Raw genomic sequence first — 10,620 nt, 5'->3', positions numbered from 1 at the left:
GATGCAAAGACGGTCAAGGACGGCAAGAAACGCTACGCCGCCGGCGTGATGAAATACGCCCAGATGGGCTATTGGGAACCCGATTACGAACCCAAGGACACTGACATCATCGCCCTGTTCCGGATCACCCCGCAGGAGGGCGTGGACCCGGTCGAAGCCGCCGCCGCCGTCGCGGGCGAAAGCTCCACCGCCACGTGGACCGTGGTCTGGACCGACCGGCTGACCGCCTGCGAAAAATACCGCGCGAAAGCCTATCGCGTGGACCCGGTCCCCAACAGCGCGGGCGAATTCTTCGCCTACATCGCCTATGATCTCGACCTCTTCGAACCCGGCTCCATCGCCAACCTGACCGCGTCGATCATCGGCAACGTGTTCGGCTTCAAGCCGCTCAAGGCGCTCCGGCTCGAGGACATGCGCCTGCCCGTGGCTTACGTGAAGACCTTCCAGGGTCCCGCCACCGGCATCGTGGTGGAACGCGAACGGCTCAACTGCTACGGGCGGCCGCTGCTCGGCGCGACCGTGAAGCCGAAACTGGGCCTGTCGGGGCGCAACTATGGCCGCGTCGTGTACGAGGCGCTCAAGGGCGGGCTCGATTTCACCAAGGACGACGAGAACATCAACTCGCAGCCCTTCATGCACTGGCGCGACCGGTTCCTCTACTGCATGGAGGCGGTCAACCTCGCCTCGGCGCAGACCGGCGAGGTGAAGGGCCACTACCTCAACATCACCGCCGGCACGATGGAGGAGATGTATCGCCGCGCCGAACTCGCCAAGGAGCTCGGCTCGGTCATCGTGATGGTGGACCTGATCATCGGCTGGACGGCGATCCAGTCGATCAGCGAATGGTGCCGCCAGAACGACATGATCCTGCACATGCACCGCGCGGGCCACGGCACCTACACCCGCCAGAAGAACCACGGCATCAGCTTCCGCGTCATCGCGAAGTGGCTGCGGCTCGCCGGCGTCGACCACCTGCACACCGGCACTGCGGTGGGCAAGCTGGAAGGCGACCCGATGACCGTGCAGGGCTATTACAACGTCTGCCGCGAGATGAAGAACGAAGTCGACCTGCCGCGCGGCATCTTCTTCGAGCAGGACTGGGCCGACCTGCGCAAGGTCATGCCGGTCGCCTCGGGCGGCATTCACGCCGGCCAGATGCACCAGCTTCTCGACCTGTTCGGCGACGACGTCGTCCTGCAGTTCGGCGGCGGCACCATCGGCCACCCGATGGGCATCCAGGCCGGCGCCACCGCCAACCGCGTCGCGCTCGAGGCGATGGTGCTCGCCCGCAACGAGGGCCGCGACATCAAGAACGAAGGCCCCGAAATCCTGCGCGCCGCCGCCAAGTGGTGCAAGCCGCTCGAAGCCGCGCTCGACGTCTGGGGCAACATCACTTTCAACTACACCTCCACCGACACGTCGGACTTCGTCCCGACCGCGTCGGTCTCGGTCTGAGGAGACGAGAACATGCGCATCACGCAGGGCTGCTTTTCCTTCCTGCCCGACCTGACCGACGAGCAGATCACCGCGCAGGTCGAGTACTGCCTCGGCAGGAACTGGGCGATCGGCGTCGAGTTCAGCTACGACCCGCATCCGCGCAACACCTATTGGGAGATGTGGGGCAACCCCATGTTCGACCTGAAGGACGCCAAGGGCGTGATGATGGAGCTGGAGGAGTGCCGCAAGGCGCACGGGCAGGCCTATATCCGCCTCAACGCCTTCGACAGCACGCGCGGCTTCGAGACGGTGACGATGTCCTTCATCGTCAACCGCCCCAAGGACGAGCCGACCATCCACATGACCCGCACCGAAGTGCAGGGCCGCTCGGTGGCCTACACCCACGACGTGCGCCGCTGAGCGCGCGATGAAACCCGGCGCCGCCCGCAGGGGCGGCGCCCACCGAAAACACCGTCAGGGAGACGCCGATGTCCGCCGACGACGCCGAGCCGCCGCGCCCGACCGCCATCGACCTCGCCGAGGAATACCGCTCCTCCGGCGTCGCCGAAGTGCTGGAGGAACTCGACCGCGACATGATCGGCCTCGCGCCGGTCAAGAAGCGCATCCGCGAGACGGCGGCGCTGCTGCTCGTCGAGCGCGCCCGCAAGGCGATGGGGCTCAGCCACGACACGCCCACCCTGCACATGAGCTTCACCGGCAACCCCGGCACCGGCAAGACCACGGTCGCGCTGATGATGGCCGGGCTGCTGAAGCGGCTCGGCTATGTCCGCAAGGGCCATCTCGTCAGCGTCACGCGCGACGACCTCGTGGGCCAGTATATCGGCCACACCGCGCCCAAGACCAAGGAAGTGCTCAAGAAGGCGATGGGCGGCGTGCTGTTCATCGACGAGGCCTATTACCTCTACAAGCCCGACAACGAGCGCGACTACGGGCAGGAAGCCATCGAGATCCTGCTCCAGGTCATGGAGAACAACCGCGATGACCTCGTGGTGATCATGGCCGGTTACGCCGACCGGATGGACAAGTTCTTCGCCGCCAATCCCGGCTTCCGCTCGCGCATCGCGCATCACATCGAGTTTCCGGACTACACGAGCGAGGAGATGCTGCGCATCGCCAGGCACATGCTCGACGCGCAGAGCTATCTCTTCACACCCGCCGCCGAGAAGGCGATGGCCGAATACATCGACCTGCGCCGCCAGCAGCCGCATTTCGCCAACGCCCGCTCGATCCGCAACGCGCTCGACCGCGCGCGGCTGCGGCAGGCCAACCGCCTGTTCTCGGAGGCGAAGGGCCCGCTCGACGCGACCGCGCTGAGCACCATCGACGAGTCCGACATCCGCGCGAGCCGCGTCTTCAAGGGCGGGCTCGATTCCGAGAGGAGCGCCGCGCAATGAGCTTCGACCGCAGCATCAAGATCGCGCCGTCGATCCTGTCGGCCGATTTCGCCGATTTCGGCCGCGAGATTCAGGCCATCGAGGCGCAGGGCGCCGACTGGGTGCATGTCGACGTGATGGACGGCCATTTCGTGCCGAACCTCACTTTCGGCCCGCCGGCGGTCAAGGCGTTCCGCCCGCATGTGAAGACCTTCATGGACGTCCATCTGATGATCGCGCCGGTGGACCCCTATATCGAGGCCTACGCCGAAGCGGGCGCCGACCTGATCTCGGCCCATGTCGAGGCCGGGCCGCACATCCACCGCACGCTGCAGGCGATCCGGGCGCAGGGCGTGAAGTCGGGGGTCGTGCTGAACCCCGGCACACCCGCCGAGGCGATCGAGCATGTGCTCGACCTGTGCGATCTGGTGCTGGTGATGACGGTGAACCCCGGCTTCGGCGGGCAGAAATTCATCCAGTCCGGCGTCGAGAAGACCCGGCGCATCCGGCGGATGATCGGCGACCGGCCGATCCACATCCAGATCGACGGCGGCGTGACGCCCGAGACTGCGCCGCTGGTGGTCGAGGCCGGCGCCGACTGCCTCGTTGCGGGTTCGGCGGTGTTCAAGGGCGGTTCGGTCGGGAAGCCCGAAATCTACGGCGAGAACATCCGCGCCCTGCGGGCCGCCGCCGAAGGCGCGAGGCAGGCGGCATGAGTGCGGTGAAACTTGTCGTCTTCGATCTCGACGGCACGCTGGTCGACAGCGCGCCCGCGATCCAGAAGATCGCGCGCATCATGCTGGAGGAGCTTGGCGCGGAGCCGCTCGACCTCGCCGAGACCCGCAGCTTCATCGGCCATGGCGCGGCGAAACTGGTCGAGCGCGCGCTGGCTGCGCGCGGCCTGACGGCGGACGCCGTGCAACTGGCGGCCCATGTCGAGCGCTTCGAGGAGCTTTACGCCGAGGCCCCCGGCGCCGACAACGCGCCTTTCCCCGGCGCGGAAGCGGCGATGCTCGCGCTGAAGGCGGCGGGCTTCCGGCTCGGCCTGTGCACCAACAAGCCGATGGCGCCGACGCTCAACCTGCTCGACGCGCTCGGCTGGGGCGGGATGTTCGACGCCGTGGCCGCCGGCGACAGCCTGCCCGTCCGCAAGCCCGACCCCGCCATGCCGCGGCTCGTTCTGGAGAAGGTCGGCGCGACCGGCGCGCTCTATGTCGGCGACAGCGAGACCGATGTCGAGACGGCGCGCGGCGCCGGGCTGACCATGGCGCTCTACGCCCATGGCTACCGCAAGACGCCGCTCGAGCAGATGGACGCCGATTTCGTGTTCGACCATTTCGACGCGCTGGCGCCCTGGGTTCTGACCCGCTCCGCCGCATGAGCTTGCGCGCGCTGATCTTCGACGTGGACGGCACGCTGGCGGAGACCGAGGAGGCGCATCGCCGCGCCTTCAACGAGACCTTCGCCGCCGAGGGCGTGCCGTGGGTCTGGGACCGTCCGACCTACAAGATTCTGCTGCGCACCACCGGGGGCAAGGAGCGGATGGCGGCCTATCAGCGCGATCTCGCGCCCGAAGGCGGGCCGCTCTCGCCCGAGCGCATCGCGGCGCTGCATGTCCGCAAGACCGCCCGCTACGGCGACATCCTCGCCGAAGGCGGGCTCTCCCTGCGCCCCGGAATCGCCGATCTGGTCGCGCGGGCGCGCGCGGCGGGGCTGGCGCTCGCCGTCGCCACCACCACCAACCGCCCCAATGTCGAGGCGCTCTGCCGCTGTTGCTGGGGCGTCGATGCGGAAGACGTATTCGACGTGATCGCCGCCGGCGACGAGGTGGCCGCCAAGAAGCCCGCGCCCGACGTGTTCCTGCTCGCGTTGTCCCGCCTCGGCCTGCCGCCCGAGGCCTGCCTGGCCTTCGAGGACAGCGCCAACGGCGTCGCCTCGGCCCGCGCCGCCGGGCTGCGCGTGGTGGCGACGCCCTCGGCCTATACGGCGGACGAGGATTTCAGCGCCGCGGCGCGCATAGTGCCCGACCTGACAGCGTTCGCGCTGGAGGGGGCGGGCGCCTCGTAAGCGCCCCAGCCGGGCCCCGCGCCCCGGAAGCTTTCGGCCAGATGGTCGATGAAGGCGCGCAGCTTGGGCTGCGGGAACCGCCCCGCCGGATGCACCGCCCACACCCCCAGCGGCTCGGGGCGGGCCTGCGGCAGGATCTCGACCACTTCGCCCTCCCGCAGCGCGTCCGCGCAGATGAAGGCGGGCGACAGCACGACGCCGAGCCCGTCGATCGCGGCGCGCAGCAGCGCGTCGCCGTTGTTCATGGTCAGCCGCCCGAGCGCGCGCACCTGCTTTTCCTCGCCATGCGCCCCGCGCAGCTTCCACATCGCGCCAGAGGCGAGGTTGGAGTAGTGCAGCAGATCGTGCTCGGCGAGGTCGTCGAGGCTCTGGGGCGCGCCCCGCCGCGCCAGATAGGCGGGGGAGGCGATCAGCAGCAGGTCGGTCTCGGCGAGCTTGCGCGCCATCAGCGTGCTGTCGGGCAGCGCGCCGACCCGCACGGCGAGGTCGAAGCCCTCGGCCACCAGCTCCACGAAGCGGTCGTCGAGCGAGACCCGCGCCGAGACGTCCGGATAGGCGCGCAGGAAGGACGCGACCGCCGGCGCCAGCCGCCGGACCCCGAAGCTCAGCGGCGCAGACACCCGCAACTCGCCCCGCGGCGTCTCCTGCATCGAGGCGGCCATGGCGTCCGCTTCGGCGGCGTCGTCGAGCACCCGGCGCGCGCGGTCGTAATAGGCGAGCCCGATCTCGGTCGGGCTGACGCGGCGGGTGGTGCGGTTCAGCAGCCGCGCGCCGAGCCGCGCCTCGAGCGAGGAGACATGCTTGGACACCGCCGATTTCGAGACGCCCATCTTGCGGGCGGCGTCCGTGAATCCGCCCAGATCGACGACCCGGATGAACGCCTCCATCTCCGACAATCGGTCCATCGATAAGAAACCCCTGCTGTCCTTTCGCGAAACGATAGCTGGCGCGCGGATACCCCGTTGCAATGGGGCGAACGGGTGGTTGGGCGCAAAATTCGGTCGAATGCAGGGTCTCCGGCGCCGAAACCGCGCTCTTTCGGGCGCGGGAGGGCCCTCGGACCGGGCAATCCGGCCTTCGCGGCGCGAAAACCGGCGCCGCCTCTTGTTCGCGCGGGCCTCGGGCGCTTACTCTCCCCGGACGCGCCGCAGAGCGCCGGAGCCGACAGGGAAGTCCATGGCCGACACCGCCGACGCGACGCCGTTCGTCGTGTTCGATCGCGTCCAGAAGAGCTACGACGGCGAGACGCTCGTCGTTAAGGATCTCAACCTGGCCATCGGCAAGGGCGAGTTCCTGACGATGCTCGGCCCCTCGGGTTCCGGCAAGACGACCTGCCTGATGATGCTGGCGGGCTTCGAGACCGCGACGCATGGCGACATCCGGCTGGCGGGGCGGCCGATCAACCAGGTCCCGCCGCACAAGCGCGGCATCGGCATGGTGTTCCAGAACTACGCGCTGTTCCCGCACATGACGGTGAACGAGAACCTCGCCTTCCCGCTGCAGGTGCGCCGGATGAGCCGCGCCGAGACCGAGGCCAAGGTCGCCCGCGCGCTCGACATGGTGCAGATGCGCGACTTCGGCGGTCGCCGCCCCGCGCAGCTTTCGGGCGGCCAGCAGCAGCGCATCGCGCTGGCCCGCGCGCTGGTGTTCGAGCCGGATCTGGTGCTGATGGACGAACCGCTCGGCGCGCTCGACAAGCAGCTGCGCGAGCACATGCAGTACGAGATCAAGCACATCCACCAGAGCCTCGGCGTCACGGTCGTCTATGTCACGCACGACCAGTCCGAGGCGCTGACGATGTCTGACCGGATCGCCGTGTTCAACGAAGGCGTCATCCAGCAGCTCGCCGCGCCCGCGACGCTCTACGAGAAGCCCGAGAACTCCTTCGTCGCGCAGTTCATCGGCGAGAACAACAAGCTGCACGGGATCGTCCGCGCCGCCGAGAACGGCGCCGTGCGCGTCGAGATCGACGGCGGCGGCGAAGGGCTGGCGCTGCCGGTCAAGGCGTCGCGCCCCGGCGAGCGCACCATGCTCTCGATCCGGCCCGAGCGGGTGACGGTCGGCGAGGGCGGGCTGACGGGCAAGGTGCTGGAGCTGATCTATCACGGCGACCACATCCGCTGCCGCATGAACGTGCTCGGCCATGAGGACTTCATCGTCAAAGTGCCCAACACCCCGGCGCATGCGCAGTTGCGCGTGGGCGAGGCGACCGCCATCGGCTGGCGCGTGGAGGATTGCCGCGCGCTCGATCCGATCTAGAGAATTTCGCATCGGCGCGCCCGCGGCGGCGGACGCGCGCGCAACAGGCTCCGGGCGCGCCCGGGCCGCACAACAGGGAGACTGCAATGAGTCTGAACTTCCCCCGCATCGCCTCGGCGCTCGCGCTGAGCACGGCGCTGGTCGCCGCCCCGGCGCTCGCCGCCGACCTCACGGTCGTGTCCTGGGGCGGCGCCTACACCAAGAGCCAGGTCGAGGCCTACCACAAGCCGTGGATGGAGATGACCGGCAAGACCATCATCTCGGTGGACTATGACGGCTCCGCCGCGCCCATCAAGGCGCAGGTCGAGGCCGGAAACGTCACCTGGGATCTGATCGACATCGAGCTGTCCGACGCCGTGCGCCTGTGCGACGAGGGCCTGATCGAGCCGCTCGACCATTCGATGCTGCCCCCCGCGCCGGACGGCACGCCCGCCACCGAGGACTTCATCGAGGGCGCGCTCAACGAGTGCTCGGTCGCCAGCATCGTCTGGGCGCATGTCTACGCCTACGACACCACCGTGTTCCCCGAGGGCCCGACCACGGCGGCGGATTTCTTCGATCTCGAGAAGTTCCCCGGCAAGCGCGGCATGCGCAAGATCCCCAAGGCCAATCTCGAATTCGCGCTGATGGCCGACGGCGTGCCGGCGGCGGAGGTCTACGACGTGCTTGAGACGGAAGAGGGCGTCGCCCGCGCCTTCGCCAAGATCGAGAGCATCAAGGACAGCATCGTCTGGTGGGAGACGGGCGCGCAGGCCCCGCAGCTTCTCGCCGACGGCGAAGTGGTGATGACGACCGCCTATAACGGGCGCATCTTCAACGCCCAGGTCGCCGAGAACAAGCCGATGCAGATCGTCTGGGACGGCCAGATCCTCGATTTCGACCTCTGGATCATCCCCAAAGGCGCGCCGAACAAGGAGAACGCGCTCGAATTCATCAAGTTCTCGACCGACACGCAGCGGTTGGCCGATCAGGCCAAGTGGATCGCCTACGGCCCGGCGCGCCTCTCCTCGGCGCCGATGGTCGGCCTCTATCAGGACGGCGTGACCGAGATGGGGCCGCACATGCCGACCAACCCGGCCAACATGAGCAACGCCATCGTCTCGGGCTACGAGTTCTGGGCAGACAACACCGACGAGCTGAACGAGCGCTTCGCCGCCTGGCTCGCCCAGTAAGCTGGAACTTGCGCGCCGCCCTGTCCGGGGCGGCGCGCTCCCTCAGGAGGCCCGCCCGATGGCCGACGCCGCCCTGCCTTCCGCGCCCCGCCCGGCGCCCGCCCGCGCCGCGCCGCTGACGGTGGACGGCCAGCCCCTCAAGCGCCGGCTCGCCCAGGCGCAGCGGCGCGTGCGGCTGCGCGCCTTCGCGCTGGTCGCGCCGCTCCTGCTGTTCATCCTGCTGGTCTTCGTCGCGCCCATCGCCGCGCTGATGGCGCAGGGCGTCCACAACCCGACTTTCGCGCTGCTCATGCCGAACCTGACCCCGATGCTGCGCGACTGGGACGCGCGTTCGGAGCCCACGGAGGCGATGTTCGCCGCGCTGCACGCCGACCTTTTGCGGACCCGCGAGGACCGCACCATCGGGCAAGTGGCCACGCGGGTGAACCGCGAGCTGTCGGGGACGCGCTCGCTCTTCACCTCCACCGCCCGGCGCGTCGACCGGATGGAGCCCCCCTATCGCGACGCGCTGATCGCCGAAGACGCGAAATGGGGCGAGATGGCGACATGGGAGGCGATGAAAGTCGCCTCGAAATCGCTCACCGGCGCCTTCTACGCCGCCGCGCTCGACCGCACGGTGACGGCGCAGGGCGAGGTGGTTCAGGCCCCTCCCGAGCAGCGCATCCATGTCAGCCTGTTCCTGCGCACGCTGGAGATCTCGCTGGCGGTGACCATCCTCTGCCTCATTCTCGGCTATCCGGTGGCGTGGCTGCTCGCCAACCTGCCGCTGCGCACGGCCAATTTGCTGCTGATCCTCGTGCTGCTGCCGTTCTGGACCTCGCTGCTCGTGCGCACGACCGCGTGGATCGCGCTCTTGCAATCGCAGGGCGTGATCAACGACCTGATGGTCTGGAGCGGCGTGACGTCGGACGCCAACCGCTTCTCGATGATCTACAACAAGACCGGCACGCTGGTGGCGATGACGCACATCCTGCTGCCCTTCATGATCCTGCCGCTCTATTCTGTGATGAAGACCATCCCGCCGACCTATCTGCGCGCCGCCAAGAGCCTCGGCGCCTCGAACTGGACCGCGTTCTGGCGGGTGTATTTCCCGCAGACCGTGCCCGGCATCGGCGCAGGCGCGCTGCTCGTCTTCATCCTCGCCATCGGCTACTACATCACCCCGGCGCTGGTCGGTGGGCAGAGCGGCACGATGATCTCGAACTTCATCGCCTTCCACATGGAGCGCTCGCTCAACTGGTCGCTGGCGGCGGCGCTCGGCGGCATCCTGCTGGCTGGCGTGCTGATCCTCTACGCCGTCTATCAGCGCCTGATCGGCATCGACAACGTGAAGCTGGGATAGGTCATGGCGCTTCCGCCCTACGCATCGACCGGCGAGCGCGTCTGGTACTGGAGCTTCCGGGCGCTCTGCGCGCTGATCTTCCTGTTCCTGATCGCGCCGATCCTCGTGATCGTGCCCCTCAGCTTCAACGCCGAGCCCTATTTCAGCTTCACGCCGGGGATGCTCGCTTTCGACCCCGAGGCGTGGTCGACGCGCTGGTATCGCAACATCCTCGAATTCGGGATGCTGCGGCCCGACGAGCCGGACGGCGCCGCATGGTTCGCCGACATGTGGGCGAACGCGCAATGGGTGCGGGCCCTGCGCAACAGCTTCTTCATCGGCTTCTGGGCGACCGCCATCGCCACCGTGCTCGGAACGCTGGCGGCCATCGGGCTCAGCCGGTCCGAGATGCCGTATCGCGGGCTGATCATGTCGATCCTGATCTCGCCGATGATCGTGCCGCTGGTGATCACCGCCGCCGGACTGTTCTTCGCCTTCTCGCGCACCGGCGCATGGTTCGAGGCGCTCGGCGCCGACCCCACCGCGATGGGCTATGTGAAGGTGATCCTCGCCCATGCGGTGCTCGGCACGCCCTTCGTCATCATCACCGTGACCGCGACGCTCTCGGGCTTCGACCGCAGCCTCACCCGCGCCGCCGCCAGCCTCGGCGCCAACCCCGTCACGACCTTCTTCAAGGTGCAGATGCCGCTGATCCTGCCGGGCGTCGTGTCGGGCGGCCTGTTCGCCTTCATCACCTCCTTCGACGAGGTGGTGGCGGTGCTGTTTCTCGCCGGCCCCCAGCAGGTGACGGTGCCGCGGCAGATGTGGTCGGGCATCCGCGAGCAGATCTCGCCCACCATCCTCGCCGTGGCGACGATCCTCGTGATCGTCTCGATCCTGCTGCTGGCGACGGTGGAGGTGCTGCGCCGGCGCTCCGAGCGGCTGCGGGGCATGTCGCCGGGCTGACGCG

The 10,620-nt window shown here is 68.5% G+C and carries 11 protein-coding genes; 10 read left to right on the top strand and 1 reads right to left on the bottom strand.

Annotation, left to right across the window (positions count from 1 at the left end):
* The 6 genes from V7Q31_RS08835 to V7Q31_RS08810 form a co-directional block, all read left to right on the top strand.
* Positions 1-1,455 (top strand): form I ribulose bisphosphate carboxylase large subunit (locus tag V7Q31_RS08835; protein WP_333833331.1); only part of this gene is annotated, 1,455 nt, incomplete at its 5' end.
* A gap of 12 nt (positions 1,456-1,467) precedes the next feature.
* Positions 1,468-1,857, top strand: a complete 390-nt coding sequence (locus V7Q31_RS08830) for a ribulose bisphosphate carboxylase small subunit (RefSeq protein WP_333833330.1) — start codon at positions 1,468-1,470, stop codon at positions 1,855-1,857.
* A 68-nt stretch (positions 1,858-1,925) separates the two neighbouring features.
* The gene (cbbX, locus tag V7Q31_RS08825; RefSeq protein ID WP_333833329.1) at positions 1,926-2,852 is read left to right on the top strand and encodes a CbbX protein; all 927 of its coding nucleotides are present in this window, start codon (positions 1,926-1,928) and stop codon (positions 2,850-2,852) included.
* On the top strand, positions 2,849-3,547 hold the full coding sequence (gene rpe / locus V7Q31_RS08820; protein ID WP_333833328.1) for a ribulose-phosphate 3-epimerase: 699 nt from the start codon (positions 2,849-2,851) through the stop codon (positions 3,545-3,547). The genes cbbX and rpe overlap by 4 nt, the downstream gene beginning before the upstream one ends.
* Entirely contained in the window at positions 3,544-4,212 is a 669-nt protein-coding gene (gene gph / locus V7Q31_RS08815) for a phosphoglycolate phosphatase (RefSeq protein ID WP_333833327.1), read from the top strand. The genes rpe and gph overlap by 4 nt, the downstream gene beginning before the upstream one ends.
* Entirely contained in the window at positions 4,209-4,898 is a 690-nt protein-coding gene (locus tag V7Q31_RS08810) for an HAD-IA family hydrolase (protein WP_333833326.1), read from the top strand. The genes gph and V7Q31_RS08810 overlap by 4 nt, the downstream gene beginning before the upstream one ends.
* On the opposite strand, the gene V7Q31_RS08805 is transcribed toward V7Q31_RS08810, so the two are convergent.
* The gene (locus V7Q31_RS08805; protein ID WP_333833325.1) at positions 4,811-5,803 is read right to left on the bottom strand and encodes a LysR family transcriptional regulator; all 993 of its coding nucleotides are present in this window, start codon (positions 5,801-5,803) and stop codon (positions 4,811-4,813) included. The two genes, V7Q31_RS08810 and V7Q31_RS08805, sit on opposite strands and share 88 nt — an antisense overlap.
* A 271-nt stretch (positions 5,804-6,074) precedes the next feature.
* On the opposite strand from V7Q31_RS08805, the gene V7Q31_RS08800 reads away from it, so the two are divergent.
* The 4 genes from V7Q31_RS08800 (at position 6,075) to V7Q31_RS08785 (ending at position 10,616) form a co-directional block, all read left to right on the top strand.
* A complete protein-coding gene (locus tag V7Q31_RS08800) occupies positions 6,075-7,157 on the top strand; it encodes an ABC transporter ATP-binding protein (protein ID WP_333833324.1) in 1,083 nt (360 codons plus the stop codon).
* An 86-nt stretch (positions 7,158-7,243) separates the two neighbouring features.
* Entirely contained in the window at positions 7,244-8,329 is a 1,086-nt protein-coding gene (locus tag V7Q31_RS08795; RefSeq protein ID WP_333833323.1) for an ABC transporter substrate-binding protein, read from the top strand.
* A 58-nt stretch (positions 8,330-8,387) separates the two neighbouring features.
* Positions 8,388-9,671 (top strand): ABC transporter permease, encoded by a 1,284-nt coding sequence (locus V7Q31_RS08790; RefSeq protein WP_333833322.1) that lies wholly within the window; start codon positions 8,388-8,390, stop codon positions 9,669-9,671.
* A gap of 3 nt (positions 9,672-9,674) precedes the next feature.
* Positions 9,675-10,616 (top strand): ABC transporter permease, encoded by a 942-nt coding sequence (locus V7Q31_RS08785; protein ID WP_333833321.1) that lies wholly within the window; start codon positions 9,675-9,677, stop codon positions 10,614-10,616.
* The last annotated feature ends 4 nt before the right edge of the window (positions 10,617-10,620 follow it).

This window comes from Rubrimonas sp., from assembly GCF_036788415.1.
In the GTDB taxonomy this organism is placed as follows: domain Bacteria; phylum Pseudomonadota; class Alphaproteobacteria; order Rhodobacterales; family Rhodobacteraceae; genus Rubrimonas.
The sequence above is the reverse complement of the archived record's forward strand: the minus strand, read 5'-3'. Positions and strand labels throughout refer to the sequence as shown.

What these genes read in the sequence shown, in the direction of transcription:
- V7Q31_RS08810 (WP_333833326.1), top strand. Translation starts at nt 4,209, where the DNA reads ATGAGCTTGCGCGCGCTGATCTTCGACGTGGACGGCACGCTGGCGGAG.
- rpe (WP_333833328.1), top strand. Translation starts at nt 2,849, where the DNA reads ATGAGCTTCGACCGCAGCATCAAGATCGCGCCGTCGATCCTGTCGGCC.
- V7Q31_RS08795 (WP_333833323.1), top strand. Translation starts at nt 7,244, where the DNA reads ATGAGTCTGAACTTCCCCCGCATCGCCTCGGCGCTCGCGCTGAGCACG.
- V7Q31_RS08805 (WP_333833325.1), bottom strand. Translation starts at nt 5,803, where the DNA reads ATGGACCGATTGTCGGAGATGGAGGCGTTCATCCGGGTCGTCGATCTG.
- V7Q31_RS08785 (WP_333833321.1), top strand. Translation starts at nt 9,675, where the DNA reads ATGGCGCTTCCGCCCTACGCATCGACCGGCGAGCGCGTCTGGTACTGG.
- V7Q31_RS08800 (WP_333833324.1), top strand. Translation starts at nt 6,075, where the DNA reads ATGGCCGACACCGCCGACGCGACGCCGTTCGTCGTGTTCGATCGCGTC.
- V7Q31_RS08830 (WP_333833330.1), top strand. Translation starts at nt 1,468, where the DNA reads ATGCGCATCACGCAGGGCTGCTTTTCCTTCCTGCCCGACCTGACCGAC.
- gph (WP_333833327.1), top strand. Translation starts at nt 3,544, where the DNA reads ATGAGTGCGGTGAAACTTGTCGTCTTCGATCTCGACGGCACGCTGGTC.
- cbbX (WP_333833329.1), top strand. Translation starts at nt 1,926, where the DNA reads ATGTCCGCCGACGACGCCGAGCCGCCGCGCCCGACCGCCATCGACCTC.
- V7Q31_RS08790 (WP_333833322.1), top strand. Translation starts at nt 8,388, where the DNA reads ATGGCCGACGCCGCCCTGCCTTCCGCGCCCCGCCCGGCGCCCGCCCGC.